At 66.5% G+C, this 18486-nt stretch carries 13 protein-coding genes; 5 read left to right on the top strand and 8 right to left on the bottom strand.

Going from position 1 to position 18486, the window contains the following annotated elements:
• Window positions 1–8: 8 nt before the first annotated feature.
• The 5 genes from ACNKU3_RS18025 to ACNKU3_RS18005 all read left to right on the top strand — a co-directional run bounded on the left by ACNKU3_RS18025 (window position 9) and on the right by ACNKU3_RS18005 (window position 6802).
• On the top strand, window positions 9–1559 hold the full coding sequence (locus ACNKU3_RS18025; RefSeq protein WP_418260950.1) for an AbgT family transporter: 1551 nt from the start codon (window positions 9–11) through the stop codon (window positions 1557–1559).
• Between the two features lie 211 nt (window positions 1560–1770).
• Complete coding sequence (locus ACNKU3_RS18020; RefSeq protein ID WP_418260949.1) at window positions 1771–2346, top strand: hypothetical protein; 576 nt, start codon at window positions 1771–1773, stop codon at window positions 2344–2346.
• Between the two features lie 274 nt (window positions 2347–2620).
• Window positions 2621–4354: a MopE-related protein gene (locus ACNKU3_RS18015; protein WP_418260948.1), complete on the top strand. Its 1734-nt coding sequence runs from the start codon at window positions 2621–2623 to the stop codon at window positions 4352–4354.
• Between the two features lie 138 nt (window positions 4355–4492).
• A complete protein-coding gene (locus tag ACNKU3_RS18010) occupies window positions 4493–5788 on the top strand; it encodes an MFS transporter (protein ID WP_418260947.1) in 1296 nt (431 codons plus the stop codon).
• A 12-nt stretch (window positions 5789–5800) separates the two neighbouring features.
• On the top strand, window positions 5801–6802 hold the full coding sequence (locus tag ACNKU3_RS18005) for a metal-dependent hydrolase (protein WP_418260946.1): 1002 nt from the start codon (window positions 5801–5803) through the stop codon (window positions 6800–6802).
• Between the two features lie 70 nt (window positions 6803–6872).
• Here ACNKU3_RS18005 and ACNKU3_RS18000 read toward each other — a convergent pair whose 3' ends face one another.
• From ACNKU3_RS18000 to ACNKU3_RS17965, 8 genes are all read right to left on the bottom strand, one after another.
• Entirely contained in the window at window positions 6873–8216 is a 1344-nt protein-coding gene (locus ACNKU3_RS18000) for a sulfite reductase subunit alpha (protein WP_418260945.1), read from the bottom strand.
• A gap of 17 nt (window positions 8217–8233) precedes the next feature.
• Complete coding sequence (locus ACNKU3_RS17995) at window positions 8234–9061, bottom strand: DUF4198 domain-containing protein (protein ID WP_418260944.1); 828 nt, start codon at window positions 9059–9061, stop codon at window positions 8234–8236.
• Window positions 9062–9116: 55 nt separating this feature from the next.
• Window positions 9117–9629: a DUF2271 domain-containing protein gene (locus tag ACNKU3_RS17990; protein ID WP_418260943.1), complete on the bottom strand. Its 513-nt coding sequence runs from the start codon at window positions 9627–9629 to the stop codon at window positions 9117–9119.
• An 11-nt stretch (window positions 9630–9640) separates the two neighbouring features.
• A complete protein-coding gene (locus ACNKU3_RS17985) occupies window positions 9641–10330 on the bottom strand; it encodes a PepSY-associated TM helix domain-containing protein (RefSeq protein WP_418260942.1) in 690 nt (229 codons plus the stop codon).
• A 317-nt stretch (window positions 10331–10647) separates the two neighbouring features.
• A complete protein-coding gene (locus ACNKU3_RS17980; protein ID WP_418260941.1) occupies window positions 10648–13788 on the bottom strand; it encodes an efflux RND transporter permease subunit in 3141 nt (1046 codons plus the stop codon).
• Window positions 13785–15113 carry an efflux RND transporter periplasmic adaptor subunit gene (locus ACNKU3_RS17975; RefSeq protein WP_418260940.1) on the bottom strand — a complete coding sequence of 443 codons (1329 nt, stop codon included), beginning with the start codon at window positions 15111–15113 and terminating at the stop codon, window positions 13785–13787. The genes ACNKU3_RS17980 and ACNKU3_RS17975 overlap by 4 nt, the downstream gene beginning before the upstream one ends.
• A gap of 13 nt (window positions 15114–15126) precedes the next feature.
• Window positions 15127–16593, bottom strand: coding sequence for an efflux transporter outer membrane subunit (locus ACNKU3_RS17970; protein ID WP_418260939.1), 1467 nt, complete (start codon window positions 16591–16593; stop codon window positions 15127–15129).
• Window positions 16594–16760: 167 nt separating this feature from the next.
• Window positions 16761–18467: a thiamine pyrophosphate-binding protein gene (locus ACNKU3_RS17965; RefSeq protein ID WP_418260938.1), complete on the bottom strand. Its 1707-nt coding sequence runs from the start codon at window positions 18465–18467 to the stop codon at window positions 16761–16763.
• Between the last annotated feature and the right edge of the window lie 19 nt (window positions 18468–18486).

Below are 18486 nucleotides of genomic sequence, written 5' to 3'. Positions count from 1 at the left end.
GGGGAACAATGGCAACCGGGGAATCAGCGGCGCCAGTGACACTGGCGCAGAGAGCGCTCGCGACCGTGGAACGCGTCGGCAACCGCCTGCCTGACCCCGCCCTGCTGTTTGTCGGCCTGCTGGTCGCCGTCTGGCTGCTTTCCTGGCTGCTCTCCTACGGCGACTGGGGCGTCATCGACCCGCGCAACGGCGAACCGCTGGTGATCATCAACCAGCTCTCCGGCACTGCATTGGTCCAGTTCACCTCGGACATGGTCGGCACCTTCGCCCACTTCCACCCGATCGGCGTGGTCCTGGTGGCCATGCTGGGCATCGGCGTCGCGGAACACACCGGTTTTATCAACGCCGCCCTGCGCGCGATGCTCGCGGCGACGGCCCGCTGGCTGCTCACGCCACTGCTGGTCGCCGTGGGTATTGCCAGCCACGCCGCGGCGGACGCCGGGTACGTGCTGGTGATCCCGCTGGGCGGCATCATGTTCTACGCCGCCGGGCGGCATCCGCTGGCGGGTATCGCGGCGGCCTTTGCCGGGGTGTCCGGCGGTTTTTCGGCGGGCTTTATTCCCTCGGCCATCGACCCGATGCTGCAGGGCATCACCCAGTCCGGCGCCCAGGTCATCGACCCGGGCGTCAGCCTGAACCCCCTGAACAATTTCTACTTCACCGCCTCCTCGGCAGTGCTGATCATCCTCGCCGGCTGGTTCATCACCGACCGCATCGTGGAGCCGCGCCTGGCCGGTGAACCGGTGGACAGCGACGCCGAGGACCTGCCGCAGCTACACGACCTCGACCCCGGGGAGCGGCGCGGCCTGCGCATCGCCCTTGGCGCCATGCTGGCGACCGCCCTGCTGCTGGCGATCTCCGCCTGGCCTGAATCCTCCGCCTGGCGCGGCGCGGGCGGCTCCCTGACCGAACGCGGCGCGCCGCTGATGGCCTCCATCGTGCCGCTGATTTTCATCTTCTTCCTGGTACCCGGTGTGGTCTACGGCGTTTGCACCGGCAGCGTCAGGAGCAGCAAGGACGTCATCACTGGCATGAGCAAGTCCATGGAGACCATGGCCTACTACCTGGTGATCATGTTTTTCATCGCCCAGTTCATCTACGCCTTCACCCAGTCCAACCTCGGCATCCTGCTGGCGCTGAAAGGCGCCGCCATGCTGCAGGCGGCCGGACTGCCCAGCGCCATGACGGTGATCGGTATCATCCTGCTCACCGGGCTGCTCAACCTGTTTGTCGGCTCGGCCTCGGCCAAGTGGGCGCTGCTGGCGCCAATACTCGTGCCCATGCTGATGCAACTGGGTATCTCCCCGGACCTCACCCAGGCGGCCTACCGGGTGGGTGACTCGACCACCAATATCATCACACCGCTGATGCCCTACTTCCCGCTGGTGGTGGTCTACTGCCAGCGCTACCTGAAAAACACCGGCATCGGCACCGTCACCGCCCTGATGCTGCCCTACGCCCTGACCTTCCTGCTACTGTGGACGATCTACCTCCTGCTCTACTGGTCGCTGGGCATTCCACTGGGCCTGCAGGCCAGCTACGCCTACCCCGGCCCCTGAGCGAAAAACGGCGCCTTAAAAAAGCCGGGAAATTTCTGGCGCTTTTTTGCTCAAGCTGGCTAAAAAATCTGCTACAATCCGCGCCCTTACGACGCCCCACCCCCTACCGTGGCATCCGCATCCCGCACCGCAATGGCCCTGGCCTTTTCGCGGGGTGAGGCATCTTATTGATATTAATAGGATTTCTGTCTTCCTGTCGGATGAGGAAGCAGTGCCCGAACGAACTGACGAAAAGGAAACCATGCTTACAGCCAACAAACTCGAAAAGATCATCGAACTCGAAGACACCCTGCGCAAGGAATACCAGTCCAAACTGGATGCCGCTGCCGCTGAACTCGAGCAGTGCAAGCAGGACATGGCGCAGCAGCGCCAAGAGCTGCAGGCCACCATCGACAAGCAGCTGGAAACCATCGCCGAGCTGTCCAGCAAGTCCGAGTCAAACCAGCGTACCGAGCAGCTGAATCGCGAGCTCACCAATCGCGCCGACAAACTGCAAGCTGAAGTCACTACCCTCAAGCAGCGAGTAAAAAGCCTGCAAAAGGACCTGGCCAGCGAGCGCGAAGAACTGAAAACCCTGAAGCAGTTCGACCCCGCGCGGATGAAGAAGAACCTCGACGCCGGCAAGAAGAAACTGGCCGAGAAGACCAAGGCTGCCGACCTCCTGCAGCGCAACCTGAACAAGACCAAGGCGGAAAACAGCGAACTGCAGCGCAAGGTCGAGGAACTCGAGGCCAAACTCGCCGATGGCGAAACCCCGGTCGAGGAAAGTTCAGAAGAAGCGGCCTGAGGCCCTGCGCCGGCTTTCCCGGCCGGCTCTTCCCCCAGTGGCAGGATCGCGGAGCCGTGACTTCGCGACCTGCCCCATCCACCCGGCGCCGGCCCAGCCTCGCCATCCCCTTCCCGCCCTTTTGTGGGCAACTTTGACTCAGTTCACAGAAATACGCCCCCGCCGGGAACTATCTCGAGTTTCCTGCACTATTTGGTTGAGCGGGCCCCGACCATCTCCTTCAATAAGCGGACTCCAATAGCCCGAAAACGCTGTCGTTCCGCGGAGGTTGATCTTGGGACACACCCGGTATACCCGCCGATTACTGAGGGCCGCCTGCCTGGCAGCCGCCTGTCTGGCCGTCGCCAGTTGCCGCCTGGTGGTCAGCCATGACGCAAGCGGCACGATTCTCTCCGCGTCCGGCCTGTACAGCTGCCCGGGAACCACCTGCAGTTTCGAGATTGACCAGCGCACCAGCGACACCTTCACCGCCGAACCCGCCGAGGGCTACCGTTTCGTGCGCTGGGAAGGCATCTGCGCGCGCTTTCCCATTCCGCGCTGTGAGCTGACCCTTGCCCCGCTACCGCCAAAATGGGCGCCCTTCGCCCAGGACATCGAGGTATCGGCAGAATTTGAGCCACTCAGCGCGACGCGTACCTGGTACCGAGACGAAGACGGCGATTTCTACGGCAGCGCCAGCGAATCCATTGTATCGGTCGAGCAACCCGCAGGGTTCGTGGCCCTGGATACGGACTGCGACGACAGCGACGCGGAGACCTATCCCTGGGCCAGGGAGCGTAAGGACGGCCAGGACAACAACTGCAATGGCCTGGTCGACGAGGGCTTCCGGGATGCCCTTCTCTACCTCGACCACGACGGTGACGGCTTCGGCGACCCCGCGATCAGCGTGGCTGCCGCCGACGCCTCACGCGACTATGTGCGCAACAATTTCGACTGCGACGACACCCTCGCCGCGGTCAATCCCGCGGCGATCGAAGTGCTCGACAGCCTCGACAACGACTGTGACGGCATCATCGACGAGGCCGTCTCGATTTTCTTCCGCGACGTCGACGGCGACGGCTTTGGCGTCCACGACTGGCGCATGGAAGCCCTGGAGGCGCCGGCGGGTTTTGTCACCCGGGATACCGACTGCGACGACAACAACAGCGCCATCTACCCCGGGGCTGAAGAGCAGCTGGACAGCGTCGACAACAACTGCGATGGCACTGTCGACGAGGGTTTCCGCCTGCTCAATTACTACCTCGATGCCGACGGCGACGGCTACGGCGACCGCGCCCAGGTTATCCAGGCCGCCGAAGCGCCGGAAGGCTATGTGCGCAATGCCTCGGACAACTGCGTCGATGTCGCCAACCCCGACCAGCGGGACAGCGACCGCGATGGCTACGGCGACGCCTGCGACGCCCTCACCGACAGCGACCGCGACGGTATCGCGGACAGCGCCGACAACTGTCCCACGGTCTACAACCCCAGCCAGGCCGACAGCGACGGCGACGGTATCGGCGACAGCTGCGACAGCGTCGACAACAACGCGGGGAGCGGCGGCAGCAGCGGGGGTTCCACGGCCGGCACCAACCTCTGCACCATGACCGCGGAAGACCAGGCCATGCTCGACGCGGTCAACGCCTTCCGCGCCGAACCACAGGGATGCGGCAATGAGGGCAACTTCCCCGCCGCCGCGCCCCTGGCCTGGAACTGCCAGTTGGAAACCGCGGCCTACTACCACTCCATGGATATGGCCGAAAACAACTACTTCTCGCACATCGGGCTGAATGGCAGCAACCCCGGCCAGCGCATTTCCAGTGCCGGTTACAACTGGTCGACCTACGGTGAAAACATCAGCGCGGGGACCTATCGCAGCACCGTGCAGTCCGCGATGGACTCCTGGATCAACAGCGACGGCCACTGCGCCAACCTGATGAACCCCAACTTCCGCGACCTTGGCGCGGCGCGCTACACCAAACAGGGCAGTACCTACGTCAATTACTGGACGCAGGTCTTCGCCCGCTAGCCTGCACCGGCAATTCATACGGGTCCTCCCGGCGGTTTTTTGCAAAAACACCGCAGGCAGGGGGCCCGGGTCACGCTACAATGCCTGTGCCCAGGGACGGGGTGCGCAATTCCAATAACAAGACAGGCAGCGATCACTATGCAAATCTCCCGGGCTTCCCAGGCAACTTCCGGTTTTTTCTACGGCTGGATTCTGGTGGCAGTGTTACTGCTGCTGGTCAGCATCGGCATGGGCACCACCATGTACATGTACAGCCTGGTGGCGGGCGCCGTAGGGCAGGAATTCGGCGCCAGCCGCCTCGCACTGATGGCGGGCTCCACCGGCATGTTGCTGGTTATGGGCCTGCTGTCGCCCAGTGTCGGCAGCCTGCTCGACCGCACTTCCAGCCGCGGCCTGCTGATCGTCAGCTCACTGGTCATGGGGGCGGGTTTTCTCTGGGTCGCCATGAGCAGCCACGTGTGGATGGTGATCGCCAGCTACATCCTGTTTATCAGTATCGGCGCCGCAGCCCTCAGCCTGCTCACCGCCGCCACCCTGCTGACCCGCTGGTTCGTGCGCTACCGGGGCCTGGCCATCGGTATCGCGGCGCTGGGCACCCAGTTCGGCGGCTTCTTTTACCCGCCGATCTTCGCCGCGACCATGGAATCCCATGACTGGCGGGTGGCCATCGGCGGCATGGGTGTGCTGATCATGATCGCCGGCCCCCTGCTGACGGTGCTGTTCGTGGTGGACCGGCCCGCGTTGAAGGGCCTGCGCCCCCTGGGCGAAAGCGCCGATCCCGCGGCGCAAACGGCCACCGGCGAGTCCGCGCCCGCCACGCCAAAACTGGGTTGGGGGCAATTGCTGGGGGACCGCAATTTCTGGCTGATCGTGTTTATCGCCGGCGCCGGTATGGCAACCAACACCTCCCTGCTGGCCAACCTGTCCCTGTTCGCCGTCGACCTCGGCGAGCCGGTGGTGCGCGGCGCCTTCCTGGTTTCACTGGTGGCCTTTATCGGGGTATTCGCCAGCCCCTTCCTCGGCTGGCTTTGCGATGCCATCAACCTCAAGCTGGTGGTGGCGATCATGACCCTCTGCCAGGGCGCCGCCTGCCTGCTGTTCATGAGTGCGGAAACCTACACCGTACTGCTGTTGGCCGCCGCGTTCATGGGGGTTGGCGGCGGCGGGGTGTTCCCGATATTCGCGTCGATGGTGGCGCAAATCTACGATACCCGGGTCTACGGCCAGGTGCTCGGCGCCTCCACCCTCGCCAACTCCATGCTCGCCGCCAATGCGCCGCTGCTGGCCGGCTGGCTCTATGACACCACCGGCAGCTACCGGATCCTGTTGCTGGGACTGGCGGTGTTCCTGCTGCTGATGACCGCCTGCATTCCGCTGCTGCGGGTCCCGCGGGACCCGGCTGAGCGGCTCGGCAGCCCGCTGCCGACAATGTAAAGTATCAGCAATATGGACCCGATCACCCAGGGCGCCGTGGGCGCCGCCGCCGCGCAACTGGCAGCCAGGCCGCGCGACTTCGCCAAAGTCGCGCTGGTCGGGGCGCTGGGCGGGATGGCGCCGGACCTGGATATCTTCATCCGCTCGGGCACCGACCCGCTGCTCGCCCTGGAGTACCACCGCCAGTTTACCCACTCCCTGCTGATGATCCCGCTGCTGGGCGGCATCGTCGGCCTGGCCCTGTACGGCCTGCTGGGACGGCGCTGGCAACTGGACTGGCGCCAGTGCGTGCTCTGGAGCATCCTCGGCTACGCCACCCACGGCCTGCTCGACGGCTGCACCTCCTACGGCACGCAGCTGCTGTGGCCGCTGAGCGACCGGCGCTTTGCCTGGGACAGCATCTCGGTGATCGACCCGCTGTTTACCCTGCCGCTGTTGCTGGCGCTGGGTTTCGCCATCCGCCGCCGTTCCCGCCCCTGGCTGCTGGCCGGCATCGCCTGGTCGGCCTGCTACCTCGGACTCGGTTTTATCCAGCACGAGCGGGCCATCGCCATGGGCGAGGCCATTGCCGCCAGCCGCGGGGATCAGCCGCTGCGCCTGGAGGCCAAGCCGAGTTTCGGCAACCTGGTGGTGTGGAAAGTGATTTACGAAACCGCCGACGCCTTCCATGTCGACGCGGTGAAACCCGGGCTGGGACAGGAGACGATCTGGCCCGGCGATTCGGTGGTGAAACTGGACGCGCCCCGGCACTTGCCCTGGTTGCAGGACAACAGCCAGCAGTGGCGGGATATCCAGCGCTTCGCCCACTTCTCCGATGGCTACCTGGCCCTGGATGAACAGCACGCCTGGCGGGTGGTGGACATGCGCTATTCCCTGCTGCCCCAGCAGATCCAGGCCCTGTGGGGTATCCAGCTGTCGCCGGAACGCGGCGAGGAAGCGCACGTGGACTACGTCACCCAGCGCAGCGGCAGCCGCGAGGCGCTGGACCAGCTGCTGGCGATGATCTTTCACTGAGGCCAGGCCGCAACCGGCGCCGTAGCGCCGCACAAACCCCGACGTCCACCCCGCAGCGTGAGGCCGCGTGTCAGTAAACGTCGCGCCGGTAACGGCCCGCCAGCAGCAGGCCTTCCAGGGCTGCCTCGCCGAGAACATCGAGCAGTACCCGGTGAACCGCGGGAGCCATGCCCCGGGCGCTGCCGCAGACATAGATGCAGGCACCCTGCGCCAGCCAGTCGGCCAGCAGCGCGGATTGCCGCACCAGGAGATCCTGCACATAGCGCAGCGGCTCGCCCTCCCGGGAAAATACGCGATCCAGACGCTGCAGGTGGCCGCCGCTTACCCAGGCGCGCAATTCGTCATCGAAGAAACTGTCGTGGGCCCTTGCCCGCTCGCCAAACACCAGCCAGTTGCGCGGCTGGCCGGCCAGCTCCCGGGCCTGCAGGTGGGCGCGCAGGCCCGCGATCCCGGTGCCGTTGCCCACCAGGATCAACGGCGCCGCGTCCGGCGGTGGCTGGAATGCCGGGTTGTCACGCAGGCCGATGAGCACCTCCCCGCCGAGGGGCAGGGTGGCGCCAAGCCAGCCGGAACCGAGCCCCAGGCTGCCGTCGTCCTTGCGCACCTGGCGCACCAGCAGGTCCAGGGAGCCGTGCTCCGCAATCGAGGCGATCGAGTATTCGCGCTTTTCGCTGCTCCCGGCAGGCCCGGGCACATCGAACACAGCGATGTCGCCCGCCTGCCAGGGATTGCCTGCGCGGGCCTCGAAGCGCAGGTGGAACACCGGGCCGCCTGCGGAGCCGGGATTCAGCTGGCGGCGCTGCAGCAGCCTGCAGGGCAGACGGGGCAGTTCGCGGCCAGTGGCCGATATCGGGTCGCCAGTTGCCTCCAGCAGTCCGCAGGCCTGTAACTCCCGTCGCCATTGCTGCAGGGCGGCGGCGTCCATCCGGTCCACCTTGATCGCCGGAAATAACTGCCGGCCTCCGTGCGCCGACAAGCCCCGGTCAAGGTGGTCACCAAAGGCGCAGAACTGGCGGTAGGCGCTGTCGCCGAGGGCGAGCACGGCATAGTGCAGGTGGGACAGGTCCGCCGCGGGCCGGGCGCGCAGCCACTGGCGGGCGAAACGCAGGGCGTTGTCCGGCGACTCACCCTCGCCATAGGTGCTGGCGACGAACAGCCCGGTGTGCACCTGCCGCAGCAGCGCCGCATCGACCTGGTTGAGGGGCAGCACCCGCACCGGCCGGGTGCGGCCGAGCATTTCCCCGTGGCGACGGGCTATCGCCTCGGCCTCGCCGCCCTGGCTGGCGTAGGCGACCAGCAGGGTGGCCCCGGAGGCGCCTTCCGACGCCGCGCCCCTGCGGCCCAGGCACCTCCAGCACAGTGCGAGGTAGGCCAGGACCAGCGCGGCGGCCTGCAGTAGCGGTAGTGCCGTCACGGCGGACGCAATTGTAGCTAGAGCGGCAGCACTTCGAAGGTGGCCACGTAGCTGCCCCGCCGCTCGGTGGCGGGAGCCGGAGCCCTGCTATCGCTGTAACTGACCTCCATGAAGTACATGCCGGCGCGCGGCCAGTCGACTGTCACCAGGCCCTGCTCATCCGCGACCAGGCTGATCTCCTCAGGATCGTCGCGGTAGCGCATGCCGCCGGGCAGTATCGAGACCTCGGCGCCGGCGGCGGGCTCGCCGTCGACCAGGAAGCGGAAGGTCGCTGTCTCACCCACGTAGAGGTCGTTGGGGTGCGTCACCGGCGCCAGCTCCAGGCCCACGTTACTGGGCGCCATGGCCCCACCATCGGGTTCACCGGCGGATACGAAGGTCTCGATACGCCGGGAACTCTGGGTAATCGACAGGTTCTTGGCCTGTGTCGGCACTTCCTCGGCAAAGCGCGCCGGGTCCGGCGCCTCGCCGCGGCCGGGCCAGAAGCGGCGCTGACCGTCATCGGTTTCCCAGCGGGCGGTGAGACCGCTGCTGGCGGTGTATACCTTGTAAGTGCCGGGCAGGGCGAGATTGATGTCAAAGGTGCTGCGGTACTTGCCGCTGCTGCTGTTCTGCAGTTCCACCGCCTTGCCGTCCGGGCCGATGGCCTGCACCCCGTCGAGGCGCAGGGCGTGATGGTCCGGGTGGAACAGGTCGTTGGAGATCGCCGCGTCGAAGGTCACCCAGGGGTCCTCGCTGGACAACACCGTGGCGGCGGGAAGTATCCAGGCCCGGTGGGCCTGGGCGGCGGAGCCCAGTCCAGCCAGTACCAGTGCGGTGGCAAAAGCCGCGGTCATTTTTTTCATGGTCAGTCCTCTGGTCGGTTGCAGGTATTGCCCGGCGGATTGCCGTGCGCGGCACTCAGGGTTTCAGGCTGATAGTGACGGTGCCCAGTTCGCTGGCACCGGCGGCTGTCGCAGTCACCGGTTCGGCCACCGGCCAGCTGAAGGGAATTTCCAGCATTTCCCGCCCGCCGACTTCACGGGCAGCTTCCACCAGCAGGCGGTAATCTCCCGGCGGCAGGTCCGCCAGTGTGTCGGCAAACGCCAGTTGGTGGCTGCCAGGCCCGCGGGTCGCCGCGCTGACACCATCCACCGGCATATCGAGTGTGCGACCGCCGCGGCGCCACCACTGGCGCAGGTCCTTTAACCACTTTTCGCCCTCGTCGTTTTCCATGTCCACGTCGTAGAGCACCGCGAGGTGCGCGGCCACGGAGTTGTCCGGCCGCGCCAGCCACAGGGCGACATAGGGGCGGTGGTACTCGGCCACCTGCAGGCGCGGAATTCCGAGATCGACCTCCAGGGACTGGGCCTGCGCCCCACTCGCGGCGCCCGCAAGCAGCAGCGCCATTGCCCGTTTCAGCGGAAAGTTCATGTAAACCTCAATCAACGGTGAACAAACAGAATGATCAACAGCAACGGCAACACCAGCCCCAGCCCGACCACCGGCCAGGTCGCGGGCCGCGATGTGCTGTGCCGCGCCAGCAGCCACAGGCCAGTCGCACAGAACACCAGGCAGGCGACGGAAAAGACATCGATAAACCAGCGCCAGGCGACGCCGGTATTGCGCCCCTTGTGCAGGTCGTTGAGCCAGGACACGAGACCGCGGTCGGTATCCTCGTAAAGCAATTCGCCCGTCGCCAGGTCAATGGCCAGCCAGGCGTCGCCACCGGGACGGGGCATGGCGACATAAAGTTCGTCCTCGCTCCACTCCCCTTTGCGGCCGCCCACGGGTATCGCCCGTTCCGCCAGCCAGTGCCGCAGTGCCGGCGGCAGGCGCGCAGCGGCGGCGTCCGGAGTGCCGGCGAAGTCCCGCAGTTGCGCCGCCAGTTCAACGGGCAGCGCCTGCTCGAACGCACGGGTTACCGGCCGCGCCTCGATCTCACCCGCGTGATTGAGGGTGATGCCGGTCACTGCGAACAGCAGCATGCCCACCAGGCAGAGAGCGGAGCTGATCCAGTGCCACTGGCGGACTGAGCCCAGCCACAGGCCAGGCACGCGGAAGGAAGTCATAGTCTTGTCGTAACCCGATAGCACCCCGCGAACTTCCTGTTCCAGCGGGGAGGGAATTTTCATACGCGAACGATTGCGTTCAGCGCACGGGATTCCAGATTGCATTGATATTTATAGTAATCGTAATCATTATCATTTGCACGTGATCACGTTAATAAAGTTGTATGAGGGGACTGATTGGGCCGCTAGTGAACAGGCTTTGTCGCCGAGCGCGAAACGGAACCTGCCTGCTGGAACACGCCAAAAAGCGCACATCCATGTGCAGGCTCGGGTGGCGACATCCATGTCGCCACACGGTTCCAGCAGGCAGGTTCCGTCTCACGCTCTACCTGTGGAGCAGGGTTCAAGCCCGCTAAAACCACACTGCGTTCGGTTTGACCTCAGTGCGGAACAGAAGCCTCCGCCGGCACCGTTTCCACCGCCCGCTGCCCTTTGATCAAGCGGCGAATGTCCTCGGCGATCAGCAGGTTGGTGGGTATCAGGAACAGCGTAATAACCGTCGCGAAAAGAATGCCGAAGCCGAGGGATATGGCCATAGGGACCAGGAACTGGGCATCCATCGAGCGCTCCAGCAGCAGCGGCAGCAGGCCGAGGAAGGTGGTCATGGAGGTCAGGAACACCGGCCGGAAACGCGCGACACCGGCATTGATCACCGCGACCTGGAGTTGCTCCCCGGCGCGTCGGCGCTGGTTGCAGTAGTCCACCAGCACCAGGCTGTCGTTGACCAGTACGCCGACCAGGGCCATCAATCCCAGCAGGCTCTGCAGGGACAGCGGCTGTCCCAGCAGCCAGTGACCGAGCACCGCGCCGATCAGGCCGAAGGGCATCACCGACATCACCACCAGCGGCTGGAAGTAGGAGCGCAGCGGCAGGGCCAGCAGGCAGTAGATGCCGAACAGCACCGCCAGCAGGCCCGCCTCCATGCTGTCGAAGGATTCACGCTGCTGGCGGGCCTCGCCCTCCAGCGAGTAGGCGACACCGGGGAACTGCTGCACCAGCTGGTCGAGGTAGGTGGTCAGGTCCGACTGCAGCGCGGTCATGTTCACCGCGCCCTTTTCCACGTCGGCGGTAATGTTGAGCACCCGGAAACCGTCCACCCGGGTGATGCGCGAGGGCCCCTTGCCGGGAATCAGCCGCGCCACGTGGCCGAGCGGCACACTGCCGCCAGCGGGCGTTTCGATCAGCATGTTGTTGAGGGTATCCAGGGTACTGCGCTCGCCCAGCGGCAGCCGCACCAGCACCCGGACATCGTCCCGGCCGCGCTGGATGCGCTGGGCCTGGGCGCCCTTGTAGGCGTTGCCGACCTGCCCGACCACGTCGCTGCGGGTCAGCCCGAGCACCTTGCCCTGCTCGGTGAGTTCGATGTAGAGCTCTTCCTTGCCGTCGGAAAGGCTGTCGGCGATGTCGAACACACCGTCGTAGGTGGCCAGCTGCGCCTTCACCTCGTCGGCCACCCTCGACAGGGTTTCCATGGACTTGCCGCTGAGCTGCACATCGATCGGGTCGCCGGGGCGGAACATGCTGAAGCGGAAGGTCAGCGATTCCGCGCCGGGCATGGCGCCCACCAATTCGCGCCATTCGTCCACCAGCCCCGCCACGGAAAGGTTTTCGGGGCGATCCTGGACCGGCACCGTCTCAAATGTGACCCGGCCCTGGTTGGCGCTGGCGCCGCGGCCGCTGCCGGAACCGGCGGCGGAGAGGATATTGCGAATGGCGCTCTCCCCGGTTTCCGGATCGCGATAGCGCTCCTGCAGTTCCCGGGCCGCCGCGTCGATGCGGCTGATATAGCTGTTGGTGACGTCGAAGGGCGTGCCCACCGGCATGGTCAGGGTGGCGGTGCCGGTTTCGCCCTCGATATTGGGAAAGAACACGAAGCGCGTCCAGCCGCTGGTAATCAGCGCCAGGATCAGGAGCAGCAGCCCGACAAAGGCCGCCAGGGTGGTGTAGCGGTGCGCCGTCGCCACCCGCAGCAGGGGCTGGTAATGCCTGAGGATGGCGTTTTCAAAGCCGCTGGCGAAACGGTTCTGCCAGCGCGCCCAGCCGCTGTCCGACTGGCGATCGCCGTTGAGCCGGATGTGCGCCAGGTGGGCCGGCAGCACAAACTTGGATTCCACCAGGGAGAACAGCAGCACCGGGATCACCACCGCCGGCACGGCGCTGAACATGGCGCCCATGTGGCCCTCGATAAAGGCGATGGGCAGGAAGGCGGCGATGGTCGTCAGCACCCCGAAGGTCACTGGCAGGGCCACTTCCTCGGTGCCGCGGATCGCCGCGTGCAGGCTGGATTCACTGCTGCGCATGTGGGTGTAGACATTCTCGCCGGTGACGATGGCGTCGTCCACCACCAGGCCCAGGGCGATAATAAAGCCGTAGGCGCTCATCACGTTGAGGGTTGTGCCGGTCAGGCCCATGGCGATAACGCCGCCGAGGAAGGCCACCGGGATGCCCACGAACACCCAGAAACCGATCGCCGGGCGCAGGAACAGCGCCAGCAGCAGGATCACCAGCACGGCCCCCTCCAATGCACTGTTGAGCATGGTGCCGAGGCGGCTGCGGAGAATCGAGGAGTCGTCGTCCCAGTAGTCCAGCGCGATACCCACCGGCAGGCTGTCCTGGCGCTGCTCGATGTAGGTCTTCACCTGGCCGGCGACATCCAGCGCACTCTGGTCGCCCACCCGGTAGACCTTGACGAAGGCCGCCGGCATGCCGTTGAAGGTGGTGGTCATGGCCTCTTCCTCGAAGCCGTCGGTGACACTGGCGACATCGCCCAGGGTAACGATGGTGCCGTCGGTATTGGTCTTCACCGGAATCCGCTCGAACTCCGAGCGGCGGTAGGCCTGGCCCTTGGAGCGCAGCAGGATATCGCCGCCAGCGGCGCGCATGTTGCCGGCGGAGAGGTCCACGGAGCTGTTGTTGATGGCCTGGGAGAGCTGGTCCAGGGTCAGGCCGTACTCGCGCAGTCGGTCCTGGGAGGCCTCGATGGCGATCTCGTAGTTGCGCACCGAGGACAGCTCCACCTGGGTGACGCCCTCCAGCCGCAGCAGGTCGTCGCGCACCTGCTCGGCAAAACCCAGCAACTCGTCTTCCGCGAGGTCGCCGGCCACCACCACGTCAATCACCGCGCGCTTGCGCACGGCGAGGCTGATCACCGGCTTCTCGGTGTCGGCGGGAAAGGTGTTGATGGCGTCGACCCGCGCCTTGACGTCATCGAGGACGTTGCGCGGGTCGTAGTCGCTGTCCAGCTCCAGCTGCACCGAGGTGGAGCCCTCCACCGAGGTGCTGGTCATGCGGTCGATGCCCTCGATGTCCTGCACCGCTTCCTCGATGCGGGTGGCGACGCCGAGTTCCACGTCCTCGGGGGTGGCGCCGCGCAGCGGCACCGCAATGCTGATGGTGTCCGGCGAGGCATCCGGGAATACCTCGAGGGTGAGTTCGGTTTTCAGCGCCAGCAGGCCGCCGACGATGATGCTCACCATCAGCAGGTTGGCGGCCACCGAATTGCGCGCGAACCAGGCGATCATGAGCGCGGCCCTCCCCATTTACCCTGGGCGCCCGGCGGCGGGCCATCCCCGGCGGGCGGACCGGCCTTCTCGCCGGTTGAGTCGGGGCGGCCAGCGCCATCCGGATCGAGCTGGGCGGCGCGCTCCAGCGGCGCGGCGCCGGCCACCTGCACCCGGGTGCCGGAGGTCACCTGTCCCAGCGCGGTGAGCACCAGTTCGTCGCCCGCCTGCAGGCCGGCGGCGACCACCGCATCGATATCGTTGCGCCAGGCCACCTCCACGCTGCGCCGCTGCAACAGCCCCTCCTCCACCACGTAGACGTAACTGCCCTGGTAGATAGTGCTGTTGGGGATCACCAGCGCCTCTTCCAGCGTGGTGCCGGCGATCTCGGCGGTGACGTACTCACCGATTTTCAGCGGCTTGCGGCTGGCCGGCGCAGCGGCCGCAGAGGCCAGCAGCTCGAAGGGATCGTCCACCTGGGCGATCACGTGCAACTGGCGGGAGGTGTCGTCGATGGCGCCCTCGGTGCGCACCAGGAAGCCCTCCCAGCGGGAGTCCCGGGACAGCGAGGAATGGATGGCCACCGGCACCCGCGGGGGCGGTACCGCAGTGTCTCCGGCGCTGTCCGGCTCGGGCAGGTCGATGAACGGCAGGTCCGCGTTGGCCACCGGCAGGCGGATCTCCACGTAATCGGTAGCGTACATCTCGCCGAGCTGGCTGTTGGCGTTGATCACCTCGCCGAGGTCCACCTCGGTGGAGAGGATACGGCCGGCAAAGGGCGCGATGATGCTGGTGCGGTCGAGCTGCAGCTGCGCCTTGGCCAGCTGTGCCTCGGCGGAAGCCACCCGGGCCTGGGCGGCGAGCAACTGTGGCTTGCGCAGCACCAGGGCATCGGCGTCGCTGCCATCGCCGAGGCGCTGCCAGTCCGCCAGCGCCTGCTGGGACTGCGCCGCTTCCTCGGCCAGGGCCTGTTGCGCTTCGAACAGCTGGGCCCGGGCGATCTGCACATCCGCCTGGTAGTCGCGGTCGTCGATACGCAGCAGGGTTTCACCCGCGCGGAAAATGCCGCCGTCGCGGAACTGGGGGCTGACCCAGATCACCTCGCCGCCCACCTGGGAGACCAGCGTGCTCTCGGTACGCGGGCGCACCCGGCCGTAGCTGGGAATCATCACCTGGTAGCTGAGCGGTTCCAGGCGCTGGGTCTCCACCGACAGGCGCGCACCCTGGCTGGGCCGCGAACGGTCGGCGGCGGGCGGGTTCAGCAGGGCCAGCGCCGCCAGCCCCAGCAGGCCGCCCAGCACCAGCAGCGGCAGGAACTTGCGCAGGGAAATTCGGGGTGTAGTCATCTCGAAGTCACTCTCATCGGCTGGCGACCGGTTGGCGCCGCTCGAAATCGCCCCCCAGCGCCCGGTACAGGCTGATACGGTTGCCAATCACCCGGTTGTGCAGCTGGATGGCGGCAGTCTGGGCATCGAAGGCCCGGCGCTGGGCTTCCAGCACCGTGGTGTAGTCCACCAGCCCGCGGTTGTACTGCTGCAGGGACAGGTCGTAGGCGATATTGGCGTTATCGCGGGATTCGCGCTGGGCCTGCAGCTGTTCGCGCAGGGTCTGCTCGGCGCTCAGCAGGCTCTCTACCTCGGCGAAGGCGTCGAAAACCGTGTCCAGGTAGGTTTTTTCCGCCTGCACCACCCGTGCCCGGGCCTGGCCTTCGAGCGACTTGAGGCGCCCGGCCTCGAACAGCGGCTGCACCAGGCTGGCGCCGAGGCTCCAACTGCTCAAACCCTGGTCGACCAGGCCGTCCAGCGCCGCGGAGGTGGTGCCCGCCCTGCCGGTCAGCGACAGGCTGGGAAAGCGGTTCTTGTGGGCCACGGCAAGGCCGGCGTCGGCGGACAACAGCGACAGCCAGGCCTGCTGGATATCCGGGCGACGCTGCAACAGCAGGGCCGGCGCACCCGCCGGGGCCACCGGGTCGAGCTCGGGCAACCGGGCATCGAGATCCAGCCCCTCACCGCTCGGGTAGCGGGCCAGCAGGCGCTGCAGGGCGGCGATCGATTCCTGCAGGGACTGGCGCTGGCTGGCCAGCGAGGCGCGACTGTCGGCGACGGTGTTGCGGCTCAGGTAGACATCGCGGGCCTCGTTCAGGCCGCGGCGATAGCCCTGCTCCAGGCTATCGAGGTCGCTGCTGACGTTGTCCAGGCGCTGCTGCAGCAGGGCCAGCAGGCGGGTGTTGGCAATGCTGTCGAACCAGCCGGTGGCCACGTCGGCAGTGAGCTGGATCTGCTGCTGGCGCAAGGTGGCGAGCGCGGCGCCGTAGTCCAGTTCCGCGCGCTGCTGCTGGTCGCCGAGCTTGCCCCAGATATCCAGCTCCCAGGACAGGTCGAGGCTGCCCTGCCAGGATTCGGTATAGGTCCTGCCGCCCTGCTCCGCGTCCAGCATGTTGCGGCCACCGCTGACGCCCAGCGAGGCGCCCGGCCAGCGGTCGGCGCCGGCGCTGGTGATCGCCTGGCCCAGTTCCTCGACCACCGCGTACTGTCGGCCCAGCCGGTAATTGCCCGCCTGGGCTTCGTGCACCAGGGTTTCCAGCTGCGGGCTGTCCAGCGCCACCAGCCAGCCCTCGGTGGGCAGGTCGACGGCACCGGCCGGGGCTGCTGCCGTTTCCGCAATGGGCTTCTGGCTCCAGGCGTCCGGCAATTCGGGATCGCGGGCCTGCGGCGAAATCGCGGAACTGGCGCAGGCGGCCAGCTGCACGGTGAGCAGGACCAGACCGGCCCGGCGCAACATCGGCGGCCACGCGGCCGTGGCGAAATGGGGAACAGGTAGAGACAAGGGGTTACCAGTGTTAACACTATCGGCACTGGCATTGTACTGACAGAAATCCGTTGCGGAACGTGGGTTTACCGAACTTTACACTTATTTCCCTGTGCTAACAGTGCGCGCACCCGGGGTTCCCCGCGCCCGGGCAAGAACCCCTGGCCTGTTTCGGCGCCCCGGGCTCAATACCAGAAGTCGTTGTACCAGGTAGAGTATTCCTCGTGCCCGGGAACATCGCGCGCATTGGCGGCACCGTCGATGGGCACCTGGATCACCGCGGGGCGACCGCTGGCCAGCGCCCGTTGCACCGCCGGCGCAATGTCTTCCTCGCGCTCCACGTATTCGCCGTAGGCGCCGTAGCCTTCGGCAACCTTGTCCAGGCGCAGCTGCCGGCCCCAGTGGGCCTCGGTCTCGGCGCTGCCCTCCCCGAGCATGCCGCGGTAGCCGCGCACTTCCACGCCCCAGGCGTAGTCGCAGGCGACGATGCAGATCACCGGCAGGTTCTTGCGCACAGCGGTCTCCAGTTCGGAGGTGTGGAACAGGAAGGCCGAATCACCCGATACCAGCACCACCCGGCGCGCATCGCCCACCACCAGCTGGGCGCCGATGGCGTAGGGCAGGCCAGTGCCGAGGTGGCCGAAGTTCTGGTTCCAGACAGAATCCTGCGGTTGTAGCTGGGCGTAGGTCCAGGTGTAGATGCTGGTGGCGCCGCCGTCGCGCACGAACACCGTGTCGGCGGGCAATGCCCGGGTGGCCTCGACCATCAGGCGGCCGGGATGCACCGGCTGCAGGCCGCCGGGGGCTTTGGTCAGGTATTCCTCGCGGTGCGCCCGGTGCAGCGCAACCAGTTCGCTGACCTCCGCCGACAATCCCCGCGCTGCATCGGCCAGGCCCGCCACCAGTTGCGGCACCACGTCGCGCAGGTCGCCGACCAGCGGCACATCGATGTGCCGGTTGACGCCGATTCCGGTGGGATCGCGCTCGATATGGATCCACTTGCGCCCGGCATCGCCTTTCGCCCAGTGGCCGCGAATCCCCTCCTGCACCGGCTCGCCAATCTCGGTGCCGATGGCGATCACCAGGTCCGAGCCGGCTACCGCGGCGGCGCCCGCCGGGGAAAAACCACAGGGGAAGGTGCGCTCCTCCGCGCCGGCGAGGAAGGAACTGATCGGGTAGGTGTGGATCACCGGGCACTGCAGGTTGTCGGCCAGCGCCGCCAGGGAGTCGTGGGCACGCGCGGTAAAGGCGCCCTGCCCCACCAGCATGATGGGATTGCGCGCCGCACGGATCAGCGCCAGCGCGTCTGCAACCGCCGCCGCAGGCGCGGGCATGTGCAACATGCGGTAGGCGGCGGGGGGCAGCACCGAAGGGAAGTCGAGCTCCGCCTGCATGGTATTCATGGGAATCTCGATATACACCGGCCCCGGTTTGCCGGACAGCGCCTGGCGAAAGGCCTCGCGGAGAATCTCATCGGTCTGCTCGGGATACTCGATCACCGCCACCCACTTCACCGCCTCCTCGAAATAGCGGTATTGCGGCGTGTACTGGATGCGCCCGCGACGCACCCGGCGCGCGGCGATCTGCGCCCGCTGGCCGCCAATGAAAATGACCGGCGCGTTTTCCTTGGCGGCATTGATCGCCGCCGGCACCAGGTTGGCCACGCCGGGCCCCTGGTTGCCGACCACCACGCCGGGAGTGCCACTCATCTTCCACATGGCCTCGGCCATGAAAGCGCCGGCCTCCTCGTGGTGCGGCGCGATCACCTGCCAGCCGCGCTGCTCGGCGGTAACGAACATATGGAAGAAACTGGGATCGGGAATCCCGAAGAGGTGGCGGATGCCCTCTGCTTCCAGTAATTCGAGCACGCGCTCGTAGACTTTGGTGGCCATATCGTGGACTCCGGCTGTA

Origin of the sequence: Haliea sp. E17, from assembly GCF_048323675.1 — a bacterium.
In the GTDB taxonomy this organism is placed as follows: domain Bacteria; phylum Pseudomonadota; class Gammaproteobacteria; order Pseudomonadales; family Halieaceae; genus Mangrovimicrobium.
Note: the sequence above shows the minus strand (reverse complement) of the source record. Positions and strands in the feature narration are given on the sequence as shown.

Excerpts from the sequence above, each read along its gene's own strand:
- ACNKU3_RS18005 (WP_418260946.1), top strand. The coding sequence starts at position 5,801 with ATGGACCCGATCACCCAGGGCGCCGTGGGCGCCGCCGCCGCGCAACTG.
- ACNKU3_RS17985 (WP_418260942.1), bottom strand. The coding sequence starts at position 10,330 with ATGAAAATTCCCTCCCCGCTGGAACAGGAAGTTCGCGGGGTGCTATCG.
- ACNKU3_RS17965 (WP_418260938.1), bottom strand. The coding sequence starts at position 18,467 with ATGGCCACCAAAGTCTACGAGCGCGTGCTCGAATTACTGGAAGCAGAG.
- ACNKU3_RS17980 (WP_418260941.1), bottom strand. The coding sequence starts at position 13,788 with ATGATCGCCTGGTTCGCGCGCAATTCGGTGGCCGCCAACCTGCTGATG.
- ACNKU3_RS17990 (WP_418260943.1), bottom strand. The coding sequence starts at position 9,629 with ATGAACTTTCCGCTGAAACGGGCAATGGCGCTGCTGCTTGCGGGCGCC.
- ACNKU3_RS18010 (WP_418260947.1), top strand. The coding sequence starts at position 4,493 with ATGCAAATCTCCCGGGCTTCCCAGGCAACTTCCGGTTTTTTCTACGGC.
- ACNKU3_RS17995 (WP_418260944.1), bottom strand. The coding sequence starts at position 9,061 with ATGAAAAAAATGACCGCGGCTTTTGCCACCGCACTGGTACTGGCTGGA.
- ACNKU3_RS18025 (WP_418260950.1), top strand. The coding sequence starts at position 9 with ATGGCAACCGGGGAATCAGCGGCGCCAGTGACACTGGCGCAGAGAGCG.
- ACNKU3_RS17975 (WP_418260940.1), bottom strand. The coding sequence starts at position 15,113 with ATGACTACACCCCGAATTTCCCTGCGCAAGTTCCTGCCGCTGCTGGTG.